The organism is Nocardia colli (assembly GCF_008704205.1).
In the GTDB taxonomy this organism is placed as follows: domain Bacteria; phylum Actinomycetota; class Actinomycetes; order Mycobacteriales; family Mycobacteriaceae; genus Nocardia; species Nocardia colli.
The window spans coordinates 457,998-479,065 of the sequence record NZ_VXLC01000003.1; the positions used below are offsets into that span (position 1 = coordinate 457,998).

The window sequence follows — 21,068 nt, forward strand, 5'->3', positions numbered from 1 at the left end:
GGGCACAGGCCCAGGCGTGAGAGGGGAGTTCGTGGTTCGGGCATGGCTCGGACCCCCGTCTCTCGAGAGGGCTCCAGGTGTCCGTGGAGCCCGCGCTTGCCCGGGCCGCATTACGCGGCTCGGCCTGGTCTTGACCCGGGGCACCCCGCCGCGGTTGGAGGGTTGCCGGCCAGCTAGCCGGGGACTTGACGTGTTATGTACCGAGATCGTCGAGGCGGCGCTGGGCGACGGCGGCGGCGAAACCACCGGCGAAGGACCGGCTGAACAGGATCGACAGCCCACCGGCCGGGCGGATGATGATGCCGAGGATCTCGCTGTCCCGGGGGAAGGTGGGCAGGCGTTCGTCGTCGGGCGCAACCAGGCGGATCGGCCGCGCGAAGGCGTCGCTGATCCCGTCGGACAGGTTGCGCTGGACCTTGGCGGCGATCTGGTCGAGCCCGCCGCGGGCGACCACGCGCGGGCTGCCAGGCATCAACTCGACCACAAGATTCTTGCCCATGAATCCGGCTCGCTTTTCGGCGGGGATGTCGGCGGGCACGACATTGTCGACCTCGTGCATCAGCAGATCCATTTGCGCGGACCACTCGGTATCGCCGATCAGCAGGCCGTTGTCACGGAACCCGTTGATGGTGACGGTCATGATCCGGTTGCGGGCGCGGAGAAAGTCACCGCCGGTCGAACTCATCCGGTCTCTGGACTTCTGCGGATACAGGCCGATGTTTTCGGGGCTCTCGTGCACGAAGCGATCGAAGAACCGCCAGATGAAATCCAGCAGCGGGCCGGAATCCAGGTTCGCCGCCGGGGCATCGACGGCCGGATCACCTCCGTCCTGCGAGAGTCCGCCGTTCTGGAACAAGCAGGATTGTGAACCGGACGGCGTGCTGAACTGGTCGCAGATCGGATAGCCGAGCGGTCCGCGCTCCATGCCGCGCTGCTGCCACAGGTCGTGGATCGCGCCGTGCACGGCGAACGGTCCGGTGTCGGGATGCCAGAAGATCGAGCCGTTGGTGAAATGGTTGAACCGGCCGACGCCGTCCGCGCACGCGGTCTCGTCGGTGATCGGCATGCCCAGGACGGCACCGAGATTCAGGTATTCGTACTTGCGCCGGATCTCGCCGTGGATCTCGAAAGCGCCGACATCCTTGTGGTAGAAGATGGTGCATTTCTCGTAGCGGGTGCTGGCGATGTCGAACGAGGTGAGTCCGGTCGCGGCCCCGCCCTGGCGTGGTCCGGTGAAGGTCTCGCCGCCGAGCTTCTCCGCTTTCGCGTCGATCTTCTGCCTGACGTCCTCGGCGGTGGCCGCCAAATCGGGGAACAATTCGCCGACCAGGTTCCGGGTGTACCGGACGCTGTAATCGCCACTGCCGGTGAAGTCGTGCGGGTTTCCGTCCCAGCAGATTCCCTGGCCGAAACCGGAGAAGATCAAGCCCTGGCAGCGATTACACCAACGCCACCCGTCTTGCGTTCCGTTCGGCCGGACATTCGCATAGACCACATAGAGCCCGCTGCCGTTGTAATCGTGTTGGTGTCCGTCCCAGCAGACGCCGTAACCGTATCCGGACCAGGCCAGCCCCTGACAGCGATTACACCAGCGCCAGCCGCCCTGTACGTCGGCTCCGGGGTCGGCGGTGGTGGCCAGGAAGTAAGGGCGACTGTCGTTTCCGTAATGGGGTGCGCCGTCCCAGCACACTCCGGGGCCCGCCCCCTGATAGGTCAGGCCTTGGCATCGGCTACACCAACGCCAGCCCGGTTGCCATATCGTGTCGTCTGCCATGGCGTCCCCTTGTCCGAATTCAATCTACGTGAATTCAGCTGCCGCGCAGGCCCAGACCGCGCAATTCCAGCGCGGCCAATTCACGGACCGTGTCGTCGTCACCGCGCCGCCACGCGTCCACCACGTCCGCGTCGATTCGATTCAGTTTGCGCAGTGGCTGATTGGTGAGCGCGCGCAAGGCGAGCAGGTCGCGTCCGCCCGGCACGGTAGATAGCGACACGGCCGCGGCGGCCCGGCGGATCCAGCGCACGCGCAACGGTAGCCAGACGAACAGGACCAGCCCGAGCGGGACGATCAGCAGGCTGATCGCGAGGGCCATGGCCAATTGGTTGGTCAGCGCCTGCTGATCGTGTCCGGCCTCGGCCATCGAGCGGGCGGCGCCGGCGGCTCGCTCGAACGGCGAGGTCAGGTCGTCGCCGACCACCGGGACCCGGCCGACCTTGCGGCCGACGTCGCCGAGGCTGTCGGCCAGGCCGCCGCCCGCGCCCTCCAGCTTCTGACCCGGAACAGCGAGTTTCTGCACCAGATCGTGTAGCCAGAGCGCGGCCTTGATCGAGCCGTACACCCACGCCGTCACCAGCAGATCCGTGACCAATTGCCGGGCGGCGACGGGGGCCCGATCGGCGTAAATCTTCACGGATTCAGAATCCTCGGTCCGTTGAGTGAAAACAGGGCTTTCGCGTTCGATCGAACAGGGGAGAGGCTGGACGGAAATCTGCCCGGCGCGGCGCGCGCCCGACGACGAAGGAGTTCGCAGATGGCCATTCGGTCGCTGGACGACGCGCTCGGTGCGGTGACCGAACTCGCGCCCATCGCGCGGCAGTACAGCCAGAAGGCCGAGGACGACCGCGACCTTCCGGCCGACGTGGTCGATGCCATCGCGGCCACGGGTTTGTGGGGCGTGTTCACCCCGACCGGCGTCGGCGGCAGCGGGCTGATCGGGGTCGACGAGGCGTTCGAGATCGTGCGGGCGGTCGCCTACGCGGATACGAGCACGGCGTGGAGTCTGTTCATCGGTGCGACGACGCCGGCGATCGTGGCGTCCAAGTTGCCGGCCGACGGTATCGAGGAGGTCTTGGCCGAAGGGATCGGGCCGATGTCACTCGTCTTCGGTCCGAACGGCCGGAGCACACCCACCGAGGGCGGGTTCCGGGTGACCGGGCGGTGGCCGTTCGCCAGCGGAATCGGTTATGCCGGTTGGGTTATGGCGAACACCGTCCTGCTCGACGCGGACGGTGCGCCGAAGGCGGGGGCCGGTGGGTTGCCCGAACTCGTCTCGGTCGTCGTATCCGCCGAGGAGGTGAGCATCATCGATGACTGGCATGTGGCCGGGCTGCGCGGCACCGGGTCGATGAGTTTTGCGCTGGACGACGTGTATGTGCCTGCGCGCCGGACGTTTCCGTTCTTCGCGCCCAGTCGGCTCCAAGAGTCGAAGTATCGGCTTCCGCTGTTCAGTCTGCTCGCGCCCGGGTTCGCCGGGGTCGCGGTCGGCACCGCCGAGCACGCGCTCGACGAGGTCCTCGCCGTGCTGCCGACGCGTGTCGGACCGCCGAAGTTCCAGCCCGCATCCGAGGATCCGGTGATCCAGCGGACGGTCGGACGCGCACAGGCCGCGATCCGGGCCGCCCGCGAGTCCACGCGGGCGGTGTTCGACACCTACGTCGACCGGCGGCTGCGCGGCGACGACCTGAGCCTGCTCCCGGTCGCCGGCCGCTGCGAGCTGCACCAGCAGGCGGTGTGGGCCGCCAACACCTGTCGCGACACGGTCGACGACCTCTTCCGCATCGCCGGTGCGAGCGCGATCTACGAGTCGAGCCCGATCCAGCGGCTCTGGCGCGACATCAACGTGCTCAACCAGCACCTGTATCTGCGCGACACGCAACACGAGAACGCGGGCAAACTCGCGCTCGGCATCGACGTGGTGAACCCGACGATCTGAGCCGGGGCAACACTTTTCAGAGCGTGCCCTGCCGCGCCGCCCGCCACAGATCGACCTGCCCGTCGTCCTCGAGCAGCGCGTCGATCTCGGCCAGCTCATCGGCGCTGAATTCGAGCGTGCCCAGCGCCGCGACGTTCTGCTCGAGCTGCTCGGTGGTGGACGCGCCGATCACCAGCGAGGTCACCCGGTCGTCGCGCAGGGCCCAGGCCAGGGCCAGCTGGGCCAGCGTCTGCCCGCGCTTGTCCGCGAGCGCGTTCAGCTTGCGCAGCCGATCGATCATCTCGGGGGTCAGCAGCTCGTTCTGGAACGACTTGTCCTGGGCGGCGCGCGATTCCGGCGGGATGCCGTCGAGGTATTTGGCGGTGAGCAGGCCCTGCGCGAGTGCGGTGAACCCGATGACGCCGAACCCTTCCTCGGCGGCGGCGTCGAGCAGACCCTCGGTCTCGATCCAGCGGTTGAGCATCGAGTAGGACGGCTGGTGGATGAGCAGCGGCGTGCCGAGGTCGCGCAGCAGCTTCGCCATCGTCAGGGAATCCTGCGCGGTGTAGGAGGAGATCCCGACGTACAGCGCTTTCCCTTGGCGGACAGCGGTATTCAGCGCGGCGGCGGTTTCCTCCAGCGGAGTCGTCGGGTCGAAGCGGTGCGAGTAGAAGATGTCGACGTAGTCGAGTCCGAGCCGGCCCAGCGACTGATCGAGGGAGGCGAGCACATACTTGCGCGACCCGCCGCCCTGCCCGTACGGCCCCGGCCACATGTCCCATCCGGCCTTGGTGGAGATGACGAGTTCGTCGCGATACGCGGCGAGATCCTCGCGCAGGATGCGCCCGGCATTGATCTCCGCCGACCCGTAGGGTGGGCCGTAGTTGTTCGCCAGGTCGAAGTGCGTGATACCGAGATCGAAAGCGCGCAAGGCGATTTCGCGCTGCACGAGGTAGGGGCGATCGTCGCCGAAGTTGTGCCAGAAGCCGAGCGAGAGCAGCGGCAGGTCGAGACCGGATCGGCCCGAGCGGCGGTAACTCATAGTGCCCTCGTACCTGGTCGGTTCCGGAACGTATGTCATGCGGACCTCCTCGTCGTCGCGAAATCGGTTGTGCGGATGGTCAGTTCGAGCGGGGCGCGAGCAGGTCCTCGACGAGGGTGTCCACCAGTGCGCGGGGGATGGGCGAGCCGGTCAGGGCGCGATAGACGATCGAGCCGACGAGTGCGTCGAGCGCGTCGTCGGGGCTCAGTCTCGGCGCGATCACGCCGGCCTCGATGCCGCGCACGAGCAGATCGCGTTCCTGCGCGCGGCGCGGACCGAGATAGCGCTCGTGAAAATTCTCGGCAGTGGCGGGATCATGCTGTGCCTGGGCGATGAGCGCGAGCAGCACCTTGCCCGCCGGGTCGTGGGTGAGGAAACGGGCGAAGGCGCGCAGATAGTCCCGGATGCTTTCTGCCGTCGGCGTTTCCGTCGGAACGGGCAGGTGTTTGCCGGTGTCCTCGATGATCGTGTCCAGGAGAATGTCGACCTTCGACGGCCACCAGCGGTAGATGGTCTGCTTGGCCACGCCGGCCCGGCGCGCGATGGCCTCGATGGTCAGTGCGCTGAAACCGTGCTCGGCGAGCAGATCGTCCGCGGCATGCAGCACGGCCAGGCGGGCGGCCTCGTCGCGCCGCGGACCGGAGCGGGGGCGCGGCGACGGCGTGCTCGTGGCTGGCATGCGAAACACAATACCCATCGGCGGCTTCGGTGAGTTAGTCTAGACGCGACGTCTAGTCTAGAAAATATTGCCGCAGTTAGAAGGAGTTTCCGTGTCTGACACGTCGAACCGTCAAGCCCTCGTCATCGGGGCCTCCCGTGGGCTGGGACTGGTGCTCGCCAACGAACTCGCCGGACGCGGTTGGCATGTCATCGCCACCACGCGCCAGGGTGGCGGCGAGTTGCAAGCGAATGCCGATGCGTCCGACGGGCGACTGCGGGTCGAATCGCTGGAGATGACCAGCGCCGACGAGCTGGCCGCACTGCGCGGCCGCCTCGCCGGTACCCGGCTCGATCTGCTCTTCGTCAACGCCGCCATCGACCGCGGCGACCTGCCCATCGGCGAGGTGCCGACCGACATGTTCACCGAGGTGATGATCACCAACGCGCTGAGCCCGCTGCGCACCGTGGAGGCGCTGCGCGATCTCGTCGCGCCCGGCGGCACGGTCGCGGTCATGTCCTCTGAGCAGGGCAGCATTTCGCAGAACACCGAGGACGGCTACGAGCTCTACAAGGCGAGCAAGGCTGCGCTCAACCAGCTGATGCGCAGCTACGCCACGCGCAATGCCGACGACGGGCAGACCAAGCTGCTGATCGACCCGGGCCACAATCAGACCCAGCTAGGCGGACCCGACGCGCCGCTCGACCCCAAGGAGAGCATCCCCGCCGTCGTCGATGTGCTGGAGGCGCAGGCCGGCGCGCAGGGCTTGCAGTTCCTGGATCGCCACGGCGAGACCGTTCCGTGGTAGCGGCGGTATTGGCCTGGGCCCGAATGGCTTTCGCGTCAGGTGCAGGGGCCCGCGTCGACGGACTGGTCCAGCACGTCGTCGAGAAGCGGTAACCACAGGTCCGGGGCGTTCGTATTCCCCAGTTATTCCTCAGTCGAGTTGGCTGCTCAAATGTGGTTCCTTGGTTAGGAATTCGACAGACCGTAGATCGGCACGCGCCGTCCGGAGCGAATTCGCGAACCACTCGAGGAGCTCCGTCATGCCCTTGTTACGACGCATGTTCGCAATCATGCTCGGCGCGTTCATCATTGCCGCGATGTCGGTCGCGGTCGGATCGGCCGCGCCGACCGAGGAACGGGAAGTGTTCGCCCCGGACGGCACGATCAGCCGGGTGGTCACGCCGGTGCCGGACAAGACGCCTGCACCGCGGTCCGCGGTGCAGGCGGACGTGATCGCGATCCAGCAGACCGGGCCGTCGGATCAGCGGTTCGACCTGGTGTTCGTCGGCGACGGGTACACGTCGGGTCAGCTGGGCACCTACAAGCAGCACGCGATCAACCGGTGGAACGAGATCACCCAGGTCGAGCCGTTCAAGACATACAAGAACTCGTTCAACGTCTGGGCGGTCAACGTGGTCTCCCAGGAGTCCGGCGTGGACAACGATCCGCGCGGAACGATGCGAAATACCGCACTGGACATGACCTTCTGGTGCGGCGGCACCGAACGCCTGCTGTGCGTCAACGAGACCAAGGCGTTGCAGTACGCCCGGTTGGCGCCCGCGGCGGATCAGGTGATCGCGCTGGCCAACACCACGAAGTACGGCGGCGCCGGCGGCGGCGGCGTGGCGACCTCGTCCGGTGGCAACGCCCAGGCGGGCCAGATCGTGCTGCACGAACTCGGGCACTCGGTGGGCGGCCTGGCCGACGAGTACGACTACCCCAACGACCGCTACACCGGGCGCGAGCCGCGCGAGGCCAACGCCTCGGTCTACACCAGCGCGCAGATGCAGCAGAACCATGCCAAGTGGTACCAGTACCTGGGCAAACCGTCCCCGGACGGCGGTGTCGTCGGCACCTACGAGGGCGCGGTCTATTACAAGCGCGGCGTGTACCGCCCCACCGACAACTCGTTGATGCGTTCCCTCGGCCGCGAATTCAACCTGATCGGGCTGGACGCGATGAAGGCCGCGATCGAGCGCAAGGCCCCGCCGAGTCGTCCCTGATCCCGCACCGGCAATTCCCCTGAGCCAGCAGTTATTTCGAGTCTCACACGGGAGTGCCTCGTGCTGAGCGGTGACAAGGAGAAGGCAATGGCATCCAGACAGCACCAGCACAGACCCGATCGGCGAGGACCGCGCACCCGCGTGGTCCGGGCCGTCGGCTGGACCGTGTCGAACCTGCGGCGGCTACCCCGGCTAGCGCTGCTGGCCGTGGCCGCCGCGCTATTGCTCTCGGGCGCACCCGCGACGGCCGAGCCGCAGACCGGACCCAGCTTCTCCGGCGGCGAGGCCCAGCCGGTGTTCAATCCGGCAGCGCCGGTACGCCAAGACCTTTGGGTGCGCGCGCCGATCGACAGCGATGCCGACGGCAAGGACGACGAGGTGCACGTCCAGGTGGTCCGCCCGGCCAATGCCACCGGCAAGCTGCCGGTCGTCTACCAGGCGAGCCCGTACTTCTCCGGCGGCAACGACGTCACCAATCACGGTGTGGACGTGGAGCTCTACGTGCCGGACGGCGCGGAGGCGCGGATGGCGCCGGCGCCCGGCGAAATGCGTGCGCGGGTGGCCGAGGATCTCCGGGCCGCGGGCATCACCCTCGACAAGGGCCAGATCACTTGGCAGTACGAGGAATACTTCCTGGCGCGCGGTTTCGCCGTGATGTACGGCGAGTCGCTCGGCACCGGAACCTCCACCGGCTGCCCGACTTCCGGCGCCCGCAACGAGACCATCGGCGCGCGGGCCCCGATCGACTGGCTCAACGGCCGGGCGAAAGCCCGTGACGCACAGGGCAAAGCGGTCACCGCCACGTGGGCCAGCGGCAAGGTCGGCATGATGGGCGTGTCCTACAACGGCACCCTGCCCAACGCGGTCGCCTCGACCGGCGTGCCCGGGCTGGAGGCCATCGTGCCGATCGCCGCGATCAGCAACTGGTACGACTATTACCGGGCGGGCGGCGCGGTGGTCGCGCCCGGCACCTACCAGGGCGAAGACACCGACGTGCTGGCCAAGTACGTCTACACCAGAGCCGATCGCAAGATCTGCGCCCCGATCATCGACAAGATCGAGCAGGACCAGAACCGGGTCGACGGCAACTACACCGCGTTCTGGAACGAGCGCAACTACCTCAACGACGTCGGCAAGGTGCACGCCGCGGTGCTGGCCGTGCACGGTCTCAACGACTTCAACGTCAAGACCAAGAACGTCGCCCAGTGGTACGACGCACTGAAGAAAGCCGGTGTGCCGCACAAGATCTGGCTGCACCAGTCCGGCCACACCGATCCGATCGGCCTGCGCAAGGACGAGTGGCTGCGCACGGTGAACCGCTGGTTCAGCAAGTACCTGCTCGGCCAGAACAACGGGATCGACCGCGAGCCCAAGGCCACCATCCAGCGCGAGGACAAGTCCTGGGTGAACGAGGCGGAGTGGCCCGCCCCGGGCACCGCCGCCGCGACCGCGGTCTTCCAGCCCGGTGGCCGCAATGTCGGCGGTCTGGCCACGACCGGCGCCGGGCGGGTCACCGAATCCCTCGACGACGACGCGACCAAGCTGGCCGCCGACCTCGTCGCCGCGCCGAGCTCACCGAACCGGCTGGCGTACTTCTCCAAGGCGACCGCGACCCCGTTGCGGATCAGCGGCGCGGTGGATGTCGCGCTCGGGGTGACGTTCCAGCGGCCGGCCGCGAATGTGACCGCACTGCTGGTGGATCGCTCGCCCGACGGCAGCTCCCGGATCGTCACCCGCGGCTGGGTGGACCCGCAGAACCGGGAATCGCTGAGCAAGACGAGCCCGATCACGCCGGGTAAGGAGTACGCGGTCAACCTGTCCATGCAACCGCACGACTACCTGCTGGCGCGTGGGCACAAGCTGGGCGTGGTGGTGTTGTCCAGCGACAACGAGTTCACCCTGCGGCCCAAGCCGGGTCCCGGTTTCGGCGTGAACCTCGCCGAAACGAAGGTGTCGTTCCCGGTGGTCGGTGGCCAGGCGGCGCTCAACGCCGCGATCGGCTGACCGGCCGAAATCCGGTCACGCCCAACGATTGTCGGGCGTGACCGGATTTCCGGCGGCTACTTCTCGGCAGCCAGGGTGATCAGGTCGCTGACCACGCCGGGCATGGAGACGCTCACCGCGTGCGAGGCGGGGACCTCGACGGTGTGCGCGGACGCGCGGTCGGCCATGAACCGCTGTGCCTCGACCGGAATGTTCTTGTCCTCGGTGGTGAGCAACGCGAACGACGGGATCGTCTGCCACGCAGCCGCTTTGGCAGGTTGCTGGAGGGCGTCCAAGGCGACGGGCCGCTGGGTTGCGGCCATCAGTTCGGCGGCGGTGGCGGGGACATCCGCGGCGAACTGGGCGGGGAACTCGTCCTGCCGGATGTAGAGCTCCGTGCCGGTATTGCCGTCCGCGAGCGGGTAGTTCGCCGGACGGGTGGTCGGCCCGAGGGTGGATCCGGGGAACTTGTCGGTCAGCTCCAGTGCGCTCTCACCCTCGGCGGGGATGAAGGCGGCGATGTAAACCAGTGCTTGCACGTTCGCCTTGCCCGCCGCGGCGACGGTGATGACGCTGCCGCCGTAGGAATGACCGACCAGAACAATCGGGCCGTCAACGTCATCGAGGACCGAGCCGATGTAGGCGGCGTCGCTGTCCAGGCCGCGCAGCGGGTTCGCTGCCGCGACGACCGAATAGCCTTGGGCGCGTAGTACTTCGACGACGCCGTTCCAGCTGGAGGAGTCGGCGAACGCGCCGTGCACCAGCACGATGGTGGGGGTGGTACTCACGAATGGGTCCCTTCTGGTTTATGCGGGGTACAGGGCGGCACGTAGCACCGCAACGGCCTGGGCGACAGCGGCTTTGGCCGCGTTGGTGTCGTGCATCGAGTTGACCATGACGAAATCGTGGATGATGCCGCCGTAGCGCGCCGCGATCACCGGCACGCCGGCGGTGCGCAGCTTGGCCGCGAAAGCCTCGCCCTCGTCCCGCAATACGTCGTTCTCGGCGGTGATGACCAGCGCGGGCGGCAGGCCGGACAGCTGCTCGGTGGTGGCGCGCAGCGGCGAGGCGGTGATCTGGGCGCGGTCCTCGGCGCTGGTGGTGTACTGGTCCCAGAACCATTTCATGCCGTCGCGGGCCAGGAAGTAGCCCTCGGCGAAGCGTTCGTAGGAGCCGGTGTCGAAGTTGGCGTCGGTCACCGGGTAGAACAGCACCTGCTGGACGAAGGAGACGTCACCGCGTTCCTTGGCCATCAGGGTGAGCGCGATGGCCATATTGCCGCCGACCGAGTCGCCCGCCACCGCGATGCGGGACGGATCGAGGTTCTTCTCCGCGCCCTGGGTGGTGACCCACTGGGCGACGCGGTAGGACTGCTCGTTGGCCACCGGGTAGCGCACGTCCGGCGAGCGGTCGTACTCGGGGAACACCACCGCCGCGTGCGCGCCGACGGCGAGGTCACGCACCAGCCGGTCGTGAGTGTGCGCGTCGCCGAAAACCCAACCGGCGCCGTGGGTGTAGACGATGACGGGCAGGGTCTCGGTCGCGCCCTGCGGCTTGACGATCCGCGCCCGCACCGAGCCGGTCGGGCCGCCCTCGATGGTGATCCACTCTTCATCGATCTCGGGCTTGAAGATGGGGGAGTCCTGCACCGAATCGACCGCCTTGCGGCCCTCCTCCGGCGCGAGCTGGTAGAGGAACGGGGGCGTCGAAGTCGCGTCGACGAACTCCTGTGCGGCCGGCTCCAGTGCGACGCCGTGCGGATTTCCGGTCATGGTCGTTCCTTTCGATAGTGGCGGAAAAACATTGCGGTACTGCTATTTTTGAGTGGTCAGGACAGCTCGGCCAGTGCTTCGGTGATGACCGCGGCGACCTCATCAGGGTGGGTCTGCATCACGAGGTGCGGCGCGTCGAGCTCGACGACGGAGCGCAGCGCGGCCCGCTGATAACCGAACCGTTCGACGTCGGGATTGATGGTGCGGTCCGCACTGGAAACGATCCCCCAACCCGGCTTGGTGCGCCAGGCCGTTTCCGTCGCCGGCTCGCCGAACGCGGCCGCGGACAGCGGTCGCTGCGACACCGCGAGTACCTGTGCCCGCGTCGTGTCCAGTCCCGCCGCGAACACCTCGGGGAAGGCCGCGACCTCGACCGAGACGTCGGTGCCGGGCTCACCGCCGGCGACCGGATACGGCGCGTAGACGAGGTTGGCGGCCAGATCGGAGTCGGGGAAACCGCCCTGCAATTGCCCGAGGCTCTCACCGATTTCCAGGACATAGCCCGAGACGTAGACCAGTCCGACGACATTGTCGGCGACCCCGGCGACGGTGATCACAGCGCCGCCGTAGGAGTGGCCGCACAGGAGAACCGGTCCATCGATCTGCTCGACGAACGACTTGATGTACGCCGCGTCCGCCGACAGGCTGCGGTTGAACACCGGCGGCGCTACCACGCGGTGGCCCGCGGCGATCAGCCGCTCGGTGACCGGGGCCCAACTGGACGCGTCGGCGAACGCGCCGTGCACGAGAACAATGGTGATCGCGGAAGACATAGAGTTCCTTTCTCGATCACGGGGATCGATGGCGTTGTGGCGCACTCAGTTTCCGGTGCGTGACCCGTCCGGCGCCCCTCCGCACGGGCCGCAAAAGCCCCCGATCAGGACACGGCGGCGGCCATCGGTTCGAATACGGTGCCGGTGGACCGGAAGCGCTGCTGATACTTGCGCGGCGAGATGCCGAGCCGGGCCACGAACGCCCGCCGCAACGCCTCGCTGCTGCCGTACCCGGCGCTCATCGCGGCCTCGGTGACGCTGTGTCCGGCGTGCAGCAGATCGCGGGCGACGCCGAAGCGGATGAACGCGACGTATTCGGCGGGGGAGCGTTCGAGTTCGGCGCGGAACAGCCTGGTCAGGTGCCGGACGCTGACCATGGCATGCGCGGCCAGCGTCTGGACGGTGTGCGGGAACGCCGGGTCGGCGCAGATCAGGTCGACCACCTTGCGCACCAGCGGGCTGCGCGGCACCGGTCCGCTCAGCGACGCCGAGAACTGCGATTGCCCGCCGGCGCGCTGCATGTAGACCACGAGCAACTGGGCGACCCGGCGGGCGGCGTCGGCGCCGTAATCTTCCTCGACCAGGGCCAGAGCCAAGTCGACGCCGGCCGCGACTCCCGCTGAGCTGTACAGGTTTCCGTCGCGCACGAAGATCGCGTCGGCGTCGACCAGGATCGACGGGTAGCGCCGCGCGAGGTCCGCGGTGAACTTCCAGTGGGTGGTCGCGCGGCGGCCGTCGAACAGACCCAGTTCGGCCAGGACGAACGCGCCGCTGCAGATCGACGCCAGCCTGCGCGTGTGCCAGGACAGGTGCCGGGCCGCGGCGATCAGCTCGGGCGTGACGAACTTCGCGGGCGGCAGTTCGCTGCCCGGGATGACGACCGTGTCGAAGCGGCCCGCGTCGGCGGCCGCGGCGCCGACTTCGATCCGCGCGCCGATCGAGGTCTGCACGTCGTGGCCGTCGGCCGAGACCAGCACCACCTCGTAACCGGGCGCGGTCTGGTTCGCCTCCACGAAAACCTCGGCGGGGCCGACGAAGTCGAGCATCTTCACGCCGTCGAAGACCAGAATGCCGACCCGGCGGCGGGGCTGCTCGGTGGAGTTAGGGGCCATGTCAACCATTGTTGTGGAGTGACGCCTCCAGAAACAAGGGGTGTGGGTTATCTCGCATCTCGGTTGGTACGGTGAGCGCATGGGACGGCCACGACAGTTCGACGAATCGGGACTGCTCGACGCCGCCACCGAGCTGTTCTGGTCGCACGGTTTCGACGACACCTCCGTGGAGGACATCTCCCGCGCGACCGGCGTCGGCAACGGCAGCGTGTACGCCGCGTACGGCAGCAAGCAGGGATTGTTTCTGGCTGTCTTCGAACGCTACTGCGAGCGTCGCGCCCGGTTCGTGCGCGACGTCGTCACGGCCGCGCCGGGTTCGGCGCGCGCCGCGGTGCGCGCGCTGTTCCGGGCGGTCATCGATGACTGTGCCGCACAACCGAATCGGCGCGGGTGCCTGATGATCAACAGCATCGCGCAGCTCGGCCCGCGCATCCCCGAGGTGGTCGACATCAGTAGCCGGACGACCACGGCCATGGAGCAGGGCGTGGCCGAACGGCTTTATCCCGCAGCGCGTCTCGGCGGCGAGATCGATGCGGCCGAGCTGTCGGCGCACAGCGCCAACATCGTGGTGGTGGCGCAGGGGCTGATCCAGTTGAGCCGCTTGGGGGTCGGGCGGTCCCGGTTGGCCGAGATCGCCGACATCTCGAGCGCGGCGCTGCCACCGGCGTGGGCGGACAAAGTCGCCGGCTGAGCGCCTGCTCGAATTACAGCTCCGCGGCCATCGCGGCCAGCAGGGTGCGGGAGCGCTCCGGCGTCTCGGCCTGCACCGCGACCTTGTCCATCACCTCGCGATAGAGCTGGAGATCTTCCTTTCGATCCAGATACAGCGCGCTGGTCAGCTGTTCCAGGTAGACGATGTCGGGCAGTTCCTGCTCGGCGAAGCGGAGCATGGTGAACGAGCTGCCCGCCGCCGCGTGGCCGCCGGCCTCGTACGGCAGCACCTGAATGGTCACGCCGGGCTTGTACGAGATCTCGATCAGATGCTCGATCTGCTCGCGCAGCACCTTCCGGCCGCCGATCGGCCGGTGCAGCACGGTCTCGTCCAGCACCGCCCACAACCGGGGCCCGTCCGGGAGGTCGAGGATCTCCTGGCGTTTGGTGCGCAGCTCCACCCGCCGCGTCGCTTCGGCGTTCTGGTGGCTGACCTCGATGACCGCGTGGGTGTAGTCCTCGGTTTGCAGCAACCCGGGGATCAGCTGACCTTCGAACGTGCGGATCGTCTGCGCGGCGCCTTCCAGGCCGAGATAGGTCTCGAACCAGGGTGGCAGCAGATCGTTGTAGCGGTGCCACCAGCCGGGCTCGTTCGCCTTGCGTGCCAGGTCCAGAAACATTTCGCGCTGATCCGGCTCGGTGACGCCGTAGAGGGTCAGCAGGTCCAGGATGTCGCGATCCTTGTACCCGGTCCGGCCGAGTTCGAGTCGGCTGATCTTGGCGTGCGAGCCGCGGATGTGCTCGCCCGCCTCGATCGGCGTGATGCGTTTCGCTTCCCGGAGCTTGCGCAGTTGCCCGCCGACCGCGATGCGCAGGGCCGTCGGGCCGCGTTCGGCGACCCGAGAGTCGATCCCCCTGATCCGGACCGGTTCCGTGCCCATGCCTGCTACTCCGCTTCTCGAAGACCTCGCCGGTGTCGCGCCCGTCGCTGTGACGAACCACACCATGCCTACCCTGATGGTATCGCTGGAACGGTCCAATTCAACCGAACTTGCACCTGAACGTGCAGATGTACCAGCGGGCCCGACCGGCGCGTCGTGCGTCCGCGGCTCGATGGCCTTCGCCCCCGATTGTCCGGCGAAAATGAAACGTTCAGAGCGCGAACGGGATTCGGTCGGGCAAACAGCGAACCGACCCGATCGCGCCGAATCCAACTGGACGAACGCTTTTATCCCCCGCTATGCCGAAAGTCGTACGTGTCGAGGTCCGTGTGTCCGTCATCCGGCAGACGCGGCGGGGTTCGGCGGGCCCTAGGGTGAGCGGGTGGTCGACGAGCGGGTGGTGTTCTGGTTGCGTCGGCGGACGTCGGTGGTGGATGTCGGGACGACGGGGATCCTGATCCTGGCGTGTGTGCTCTTCGGCGTGCTGGTGGGCGCCGGCCCGACGTATTACGGGTTGTCGGTGGTGGTGCTGTCGCCCTTGGCATTCCGGCGGCGGTGGCCCGAGGCGGCGGCGATCCTGGTGGCCTGCGCGGCGTTGGTGCAGTGGTTGACGGTCCGGAACACCGCGGGCGCGCTGCTGGCCGATATCGCGGTGCCGATCGTGGTGTACACGCTGGCCGCGCACAGTCGCCGGTATTGGAGCCGGGCCGGGCTGATCGCGGGGCTGTGCGGTGCGGTGCTCGGCGGGTGGAGTTGGCCGCAGCTGTCGATGCCCGTGCTGGCGCACGTGATGGTGGGGGCGTTCCTGGGCAGCACCGTGGTGGCGGCGTGGCTGGGTGGCGCTTGGCAGCGGGCGCGGCGCGGGGAGTTCCTGGCCCTGGCCGAGCACGCGGCGCTGGTGGAACGCACTCGGGATGAGCGGACCCGGTTCGCGGTGCTGTCCGAGCGGACCCGGATCGCGCGGGATATCCACGACATACTCGCGCATTCGCTGGCGGTGATCGTCGCGCAGGCCGACGGCGGGCGCTACGCGGCGCGCACCGAACCGGATGCGGCGGTCGGCGCGCTGGCGGCGATCGGCGAACACGGGCGGCGGGCGCTAGACGAGACACGGCGGGCGATCGGGGTGCTGCGCGAGGAGGCCGACGGCGCTGCGCAACCGGTGCCCCGGGTCGGTATCGCGGACCTGACGCAGCTCGTAGACGAAGTCCGGGACGCGGGGCTGCCGGTGGACTTGGCCGTCGATCTGCCGTCCGGGCTGCTCGACTCGGGGGTCGGCCTGGTGGTCTATCGGATTGTGCAGGAGGGGCTGACGAACGTGGTGAAGCACGCCGGATCCGGTGCGCGCGCCGAGGTTTCGGTGCGGCACCAGGACGACTGGTTGTGCGTCAGCGTCGGCGACGACGGGCGGGCCGAACGGAGTTCGGGTTACGGCGGATTCGGTCTGGTCGGCATGCGGGAGCGGATCAGTGCCTACGGTGGCGACCTCGAATTGCGGCCGCGGCCAAGCGGATCCGGGCACATCCTGGCGGCGCGAATCCCGATGCCGGCCGAGGTGTAGCCGGTGATCACGGTGCTGCTGGTCGAGGATCAGGCGTTGGTGCGGGCCGGTTTCCGGATGGTCGTGGATTCGCAGCCGGACATGTGCGTTGTCGGTGAGGCGGGGGACGGGGCGAGCGGCGTGGCCGAGGCGGTGCGGGTCGCGCCGGATGTGGTCGTGATGGATGTGCGGATGCCGCGACTGGACGGGATCGAAGCCACGCGGCAGATACTGTCGGTCGATCGGCCGCCGAAGGTGCTGGTGCTGACCACGTATGACCTCGATGACTACGCGATGGCCGCGGTGCGCGCGGGTGCCAGCGGGTTCCTGCTGAAAGACGCGCCGCCGGAAGACTTCTTGTCCGCGGTGCGGCATGTGCACGCCGGAGACGCGGTGTTGGCGGCATCGACGACGCGGCGGTTGATCGATCGGCTCGCGCCGCCGGTAAATCAGGTCGCGCGGCAACTGGTGGCATGCCTGACGGAGCGGGAAACCGCTGTGCTGCACGAGATGGCGAGCGGGTCGTCGAATGCCGAGATCGCGGCCGCGTTGGCGGTGGGGGAGGGAACGGTGAAAACCCATGTGCGGCATATTCTGGCGAAGCTCGACGTGCGGGACCGGGTGCAGGCCGTGATCCTCGCGCACGAGGCCGGACTGCGCCGGCCCGGCGCCGGGTAGGTCAGCTCTGATCGCGGTGGCAGGTCGAGTCGTCGGCGGGTAGGTAGTCGTCGAGCAGGTACCGCTCGACCGCGTTGTCGACGCAGCGGCCGCCGTCGATGAGATAGACGCCGTGGCGGAACGCGGCAGCCAGGGTGATCGATCGGGAGCCGGAAAGTGCTGTGCGCATTGCTCGTTGGCCTGCGGCGGGGGCGACCGGATCGCCGGTGGCGCCGATGAGCAGGGCGGGGAGTTGGTTGTCGATCTCGGTGGCGGGTTCGGCCGGGGTTGTCGGCCACACCGCACAGGGGGTGAGGTGGCGGGCCAGCGGTCCGAATAGCGGTTCTGCGTCCCGATGGCGCTCGATGTCGGCGAAGTAGGCGTCGATCGGGCGGGCGGGGCGATCGGCGCATTGATTGGCAACCGTTGCGCTGAAACCGAATTCGGGAACGGTGGTGGTGTCGGTGTAGAGCGCCAGCTTGCTCGCCATGGCCGGCGTCGGATCGGTCGCGTCGCGCAGGACGCGCACCTGTTGGCTGAGCTCGGCATAGGACGTGTCGGAATCGTCCACGGTCAGAAGCAGACCCGGGATCATGTCCGCGGTGATCGTGAGCGGGCCGAGCGTTATCGGGTCGGCGACTGCCTTGCGAAAGATTTTGTCGACAGTACGAAGAACGGCGTCTCCCGTTGTGCCCAAACCGAATTCCGCGTCATGATCGGACGCCCAGCGAGCCCAATCGGCCAACGCGGCCGCATCGGCCGGTGCCGTGTCACGGGTCAGATCGGGGCCGGGCGCCCGCGGGTCCAGCGAGCTGTCGAGCACGACCCGATCGACGTGATCTCCGAACATCTGCATGTACACCGCGCCCAGATATGTTCCCCAGGACCAGCCGATATACGACAGTTTCTGCTCCCCGAGCAGTGTTCGCAGCAGGTCGGTATCCCGCGCGACATTCCGAGTCGAGGCGTGTGGCAGCAGTGCGCGATTCGGCGTGCAGCGATCGGCCAACTCGCGTGCGGTGTCGACGGTCCGGTCGAAGTCCGCGCGGTTGGTCGGCGCGGATTGAGCCAGGCCGAGATATGTGCCTGTGGGCCAGCCGCATTCGAGTGGCGTGCTGGCGCCGAAGAACCGCGGATCCATGCCGACCAGGTCGTAGCGCTCCGCGAGGGCCGGCGCCGGATGGCCGCCTTCGGGGCCGTCGACGATCATCGTCACGCCGTCGCGGGACGGTCCCGGTCCGCCGGTCTGCACCAGCAACGTCCCCAGTCGGCGCGCGCTGTCCGGCGCGGCCCGGCGCGCGACGGCGATGGTGATGGTCTGTCCGGCGGGCTCGGCGTAGTTCAACGGTGCCCGGAACTCGCCACACTGGGCGCCGGCCGCGGCCAGGCGTTCCCCGACCTCATCCTCCGCGCTGGTTCGGCAATCGTGCCAGGTAATCGATTGGTCATTGAGCCGGCTCGGTAGCCCTATGACCGGTTCATCGGGTGCTGATGTGCAACCTGCCAGCGACAATGCCAGCACGGCGGCGGCCGCGCAATGATCGGATCGGAATGCTCTCATGAAAGCCTCACAGTCAGTGCGGCGTTCGCTCCGCCGCCAGTTGATCGCCGACCCGCCGGGCAGCGGGTGCGTTCCTGGACGGTACGGACCGGAACCGCCGCTCAGCATCTACCTGGCGACCGACTTTCGCGCAATCCGGCTCGGCCGGAAGGAATACCTGTCGCACGAAGATTTATCCCGAAGTTTGTTCGGCATATGCCACTTGTCGTCGATACTTGAATCAGCAAGAGGCGAAACATAACTCAATCCATGCCCCGCTCCGGCGGGTGCGCTCGGAAGGGATTTGTTCTTGATGCTAGGTAGAGCAGCCGTAGTCAGCGTGTGTGCAGCCGCCGCAATCCTGCTGTCGGTGCCACCCGCCGCCAATGCCTGGGGACCGCAGGGCCACAACACCACCGGTGCGATCGCGGACCTGCGGTTGAGCCCACCGGCCAGGGACGAGGTCAACCGCCTGCTCGCGGGCGAGCCCGACCCCACGCTCGCCGGGGTGGCGAACTGGGCCGACGAGGTGCGCAACAACGACCCCGAGCTCGGGAAGATCTCCGCGCCGTGGCACTACGTCAACATCGCCGAGAACGGCTGCGTGTACGAACCCGCGGTGAACGGCAACGACGGCCAGAACGTCATCGAAGCGTTGCGGCGGCAGACCGCGATACTCGCCGACCGGGCCCGTCCGGTGGCCGATCGTCGCCAGGCGCTGAAGTTCATCGTGCATTTCGTCGGTGACATCAATCAGCCGATGCACGCCGGGTACGCGCGCGACCGCGGCGGAAACGAGATCAAGCTCCACTACCTGGGCCGCAGCACGAACCTGCACGCGGTGTGGGACAGCGGGCTGCTCAACACCCGGCACGCGAGCGACGCCGAAGAGCTGCAGCGGCTGCTGGCCCTGCCCGCGCCCAACCTGCCGCCGGCCCAACCGGATACCGATCCGGTCCGCTGGGCCGAAGCCAGCTGCCGGATCGCCCTGGAGCCCGGCGTCTACCCGGCCTCGAACACCATCGGGGACGAGTACACCAACCAGTTCCTCCCGGTAGCCGAGTCGCAGCTCCGCCTCGCGGGGGAGTCGCTCGGCCAGCTGCTCAACGCGGTGCTCGGCATACCGACCGGGTCCACCGGATCAGCCACCGGGTAGGTCACCGCTCAGAATTGATCAGCGAGAACGGGTCCCGTGTACATCAGTGTGTGGTCAGGGCCGTACACACGGACGGTGAAGTGATCGAGGGTCTCGTCGTTCTCCCCGCGGAGATCGTTGTCGAACACCAGCGGCACCTGGTTGTCGGGTGTCGCGTAGGCGCGGCGCAGCTGGTTCAGCCGGCGTTCACTCGGCAGATCGATGGTCACCGCGAAGGTGCGCGCCACGATGTCGGCCGGGAAGACCGTGCCGTTCTCGCTGATCAATTCGAGTTTCTCCGCACCGGGCGCGAGCACGCCGCACAAGCCCGAGTCGATCACCGTCTTGACCGTGAAGGGGCGCGCGGTGAAGTCGCCGCCGAGGCCGCCGCAGACGAACGAGTCGAGATGGCCCTCCTCGAAGATGAGCGTCGCGCCGCTGCCGGAGTCGTGGCGGGCCATCAGGATCGACTGCGCGACAGCCGTATGCGCGCCGACGCGCGCACCGGGCCGCCACCCGGCATGGGAGATCGACTGCACCGGTGCGCCATTGACCTCTGCGGCCTGATACGCCTCGGCGAAGGCGCGGATCTCCTCGGTCCAGTCGGTGTCCACCGCGTCCGCCTGCCCGTCGCGGGCGGCGCGGAAGGCCCTGGTGAAGGTCTGGAGCTCGGTCATCAGCTGCGGATCTCGGCTGGCCTCCGCGGCCAGATCCGCCTCGTCGAGGCCGGCTTCGAGCTCCTTGGTCACCTGCGCCAATTCGGCTTCCGCGGCGAGGTATTCGTCGGCGACGGTCTGCAACCGCGCCATGATTTCCCGGAATTCTTCTGCTGTGGTCACAACGCTTCGGCTTCCTTCGCCCATTCGACAACCGACCTCGCCAGCCTGGCACGCCGACCGCCGAACCCTACTGCGGCGGCATCATCGGTCGATAAACGAATCGTAAGCGCTGTTATCGGGTGAAGGTGATCGCGCTGTGCCGGGGTGGGGCGGTGGTCGCGTAGCGGACCTGCCGATTGCCCGGCCGGGTCCGTTGCCAGTGACCGAAGCGCTGGACGAGCACCGCGATAGACGGGGCGCCGGTGAGCAGCGCCACCGGTTCGCCGATGCACTTTCGTTTGCCGGTGCCGAACGGGAGCCGGGCGGGGCCGAGGGCGATGAACAGCTGGTCGCCGGGATGCATTCGGCGACCAGCGAGTTCGGTGCCGGCGGCGACGTGGCGGAAGATGGTGTGCGGATCGTTGACCACGAACAGGCCCTCATCGCCGGTCGCGGTCCGAATGATCCGATAGATCGCCCCACCCTTGTCGAATTCGGTTGCGCCGGTACGCAACACGCGATCGATGAGCGCCGGTTCGGTGAGCAACCAGAATCGCCCCGGCAACGGAACCCGGATCCGCATGAGCCCGCCGCCCCGCTGTGCCCGCGCGACCAGCGCGGTCGGCAGATCCCGATCGACAAGCGCCCGCCACCAACCGATTTCGGCTCGAACCTCGCCGGGCATAACCATGCCGTTCCTAGACCGGATGCAACCGAATCTCAGGCTAGCAGCGATTTGTTCAGG

Annotated in this window: 20 protein-coding genes and 1 riboswitch; of the genes, 8 read left to right on the top strand and 12 right to left on the bottom strand. The window is 67.9% G+C overall.

Features of this window, described 5'->3' with window-relative positions:
• Window positions 1-87: 87 nt before the first annotated feature.
• Window positions 88-208, bottom strand: a riboswitch (SAM riboswitch).
• Both F3087_RS08825 and F3087_RS08830 read right to left on the bottom strand, forming a co-directional pair.
• Complete coding sequence (locus F3087_RS08825) at window positions 194-1,774, bottom strand: LGFP repeat-containing protein (RefSeq protein WP_150401352.1); 1,581 nt, start codon at window positions 1,772-1,774, stop codon at window positions 194-196. It overlaps the preceding riboswitch by 15 nt.
• 34 nt (window positions 1,775-1,808) lie before the next feature.
• On the bottom strand, window positions 1,809-2,411 hold the full coding sequence (locus F3087_RS08830; RefSeq protein ID WP_150401353.1) for a hypothetical protein: 603 nt from the start codon (window positions 2,409-2,411) through the stop codon (window positions 1,809-1,811).
• A 120-nt stretch (window positions 2,412-2,531) separates the two neighbouring features.
• Between F3087_RS08830 and F3087_RS08835 the strand changes: the two genes are divergently transcribed.
• A complete protein-coding gene (locus F3087_RS08835; RefSeq protein WP_150401354.1) occupies window positions 2,532-3,713 on the top strand; it encodes an acyl-CoA dehydrogenase family protein in 1,182 nt (393 codons plus the stop codon).
• Window positions 3,714-3,729: 16 nt separating this feature from the next.
• Here the strand turns inward: F3087_RS08835 and mgrA are convergent, their stop codons facing one another.
• Both mgrA and F3087_RS08845 read right to left on the bottom strand, forming a co-directional pair.
• Window positions 3,730-4,773 (bottom strand): L-glyceraldehyde 3-phosphate reductase, encoded by a 1,044-nt coding sequence (mgrA, locus tag F3087_RS08840; protein WP_150401355.1) that lies wholly within the window; start codon window positions 4,771-4,773, stop codon window positions 3,730-3,732.
• 40 nt (window positions 4,774-4,813) lie between these two features.
• Complete coding sequence (locus F3087_RS08845; protein ID WP_150401356.1) at window positions 4,814-5,413, bottom strand: TetR/AcrR family transcriptional regulator; 600 nt, start codon at window positions 5,411-5,413, stop codon at window positions 4,814-4,816.
• Window positions 5,414-5,504: 91 nt separating this feature from the next.
• Here F3087_RS08845 and F3087_RS08850 point away from each other — a divergent pair, with 91 nt between their 5' ends.
• From F3087_RS08850 to F3087_RS08860, 3 genes are all read left to right on the top strand, one after another.
• A complete protein-coding gene (locus F3087_RS08850) occupies window positions 5,505-6,200 on the top strand; it encodes an SDR family NAD(P)-dependent oxidoreductase (RefSeq protein ID WP_150401357.1) in 696 nt (231 codons plus the stop codon).
• A gap of 238 nt (window positions 6,201-6,438) precedes the next feature.
• Entirely contained in the window at window positions 6,439-7,401 is a 963-nt protein-coding gene (locus F3087_RS08855; protein WP_150401358.1) for a M64 family metallopeptidase, read from the top strand.
• Window positions 7,402-7,488: 87 nt separating this feature from the next.
• On the top strand, window positions 7,489-9,405 hold the full coding sequence (locus F3087_RS08860; RefSeq protein ID WP_150401359.1) for a Xaa-Pro dipeptidyl-peptidase: 1,917 nt from the start codon (window positions 7,489-7,491) through the stop codon (window positions 9,403-9,405).
• A 56-nt stretch (window positions 9,406-9,461) separates the two neighbouring features.
• Here the strand turns inward: F3087_RS08860 and F3087_RS08865 are convergent, their stop codons facing one another.
• From F3087_RS08865 to F3087_RS08880, 4 genes are all read right to left on the bottom strand, one after another.
• The gene (locus F3087_RS08865) at window positions 9,462-10,172 is read right to left on the bottom strand and encodes an alpha/beta fold hydrolase (RefSeq protein ID WP_150401360.1); all 711 of its coding nucleotides are present in this window, start codon (window positions 10,170-10,172) and stop codon (window positions 9,462-9,464) included.
• An 18-nt stretch (window positions 10,173-10,190) separates the two neighbouring features.
• On the bottom strand, window positions 10,191-11,156 hold the full coding sequence (locus F3087_RS08870) for an alpha/beta hydrolase (protein WP_150401361.1): 966 nt from the start codon (window positions 11,154-11,156) through the stop codon (window positions 10,191-10,193).
• Window positions 11,157-11,212: 56 nt separating this feature from the next.
• Window positions 11,213-11,929 (bottom strand): alpha/beta fold hydrolase, encoded by a 717-nt coding sequence (locus tag F3087_RS08875; protein WP_150401362.1) that lies wholly within the window; start codon window positions 11,927-11,929, stop codon window positions 11,213-11,215.
• Between the two features lie 104 nt (window positions 11,930-12,033).
• Window positions 12,034-13,041, bottom strand: a complete 1,008-nt coding sequence (locus F3087_RS08880; protein WP_150401363.1) for a GlxA family transcriptional regulator — start codon at window positions 13,039-13,041, stop codon at window positions 12,034-12,036.
• A 79-nt stretch (window positions 13,042-13,120) separates the two neighbouring features.
• Between F3087_RS08880 and F3087_RS08885 the strand changes: the two genes are divergently transcribed.
• Window positions 13,121-13,732 (top strand): TetR/AcrR family transcriptional regulator, encoded by a 612-nt coding sequence (locus F3087_RS08885; RefSeq protein ID WP_150401364.1) that lies wholly within the window; start codon window positions 13,121-13,123, stop codon window positions 13,730-13,732.
• A gap of 13 nt (window positions 13,733-13,745) precedes the next feature.
• Here the strand turns inward: F3087_RS08885 and F3087_RS08890 are convergent, their stop codons facing one another.
• Complete coding sequence (locus tag F3087_RS08890) at window positions 13,746-14,633, bottom strand: helix-turn-helix domain-containing protein (RefSeq protein WP_150401365.1); 888 nt, start codon at window positions 14,631-14,633, stop codon at window positions 13,746-13,748.
• Between the two features lie 382 nt (window positions 14,634-15,015).
• Between F3087_RS08890 and F3087_RS08895 the strand changes: the two genes are divergently transcribed.
• On the top strand, window positions 15,016-16,194 hold the full coding sequence (locus tag F3087_RS08895) for a sensor histidine kinase (protein WP_150401366.1): 1,179 nt from the start codon (window positions 15,016-15,018) through the stop codon (window positions 16,192-16,194).
• Window positions 16,195-16,197: 3 nt separating this feature from the next.
• Window positions 16,198-16,851 carry a response regulator gene (locus tag F3087_RS08900; RefSeq protein ID WP_150401367.1) on the top strand — a complete coding sequence of 218 codons (654 nt, stop codon included), beginning with the start codon at window positions 16,198-16,200 and terminating at the stop codon, window positions 16,849-16,851.
• 1 nt (window position 16,852) lies between these two features.
• Here the strand turns inward: F3087_RS08900 and F3087_RS08905 are convergent, their stop codons facing one another.
• Window positions 16,853-18,391 (bottom strand): alpha/beta fold hydrolase, encoded by a 1,539-nt coding sequence (locus F3087_RS08905; protein ID WP_150401368.1) that lies wholly within the window; start codon window positions 18,389-18,391, stop codon window positions 16,853-16,855.
• A gap of 292 nt (window positions 18,392-18,683) precedes the next feature.
• Between F3087_RS08905 and F3087_RS08910 the strand changes: the two genes are divergently transcribed.
• Window positions 18,684-19,526 (top strand): S1/P1 nuclease, encoded by an 843-nt coding sequence (locus F3087_RS08910; protein ID WP_150401369.1) that lies wholly within the window; start codon window positions 18,684-18,686, stop codon window positions 19,524-19,526.
• A gap of 8 nt (window positions 19,527-19,534) precedes the next feature.
• Here the strand turns inward: F3087_RS08910 and F3087_RS08915 are convergent, their stop codons facing one another.
• Entirely contained in the window at window positions 19,535-20,344 is an 810-nt protein-coding gene (locus tag F3087_RS08915; protein ID WP_150401370.1) for a hypothetical protein, read from the bottom strand.
• A gap of 112 nt (window positions 20,345-20,456) precedes the next feature.
• Complete coding sequence (locus F3087_RS08920) at window positions 20,457-21,014, bottom strand: cytochrome P450 family protein (RefSeq protein ID WP_150401371.1); 558 nt, start codon at window positions 21,012-21,014, stop codon at window positions 20,457-20,459.
• Between the last annotated feature and the right edge of the window lie 54 nt (window positions 21,015-21,068).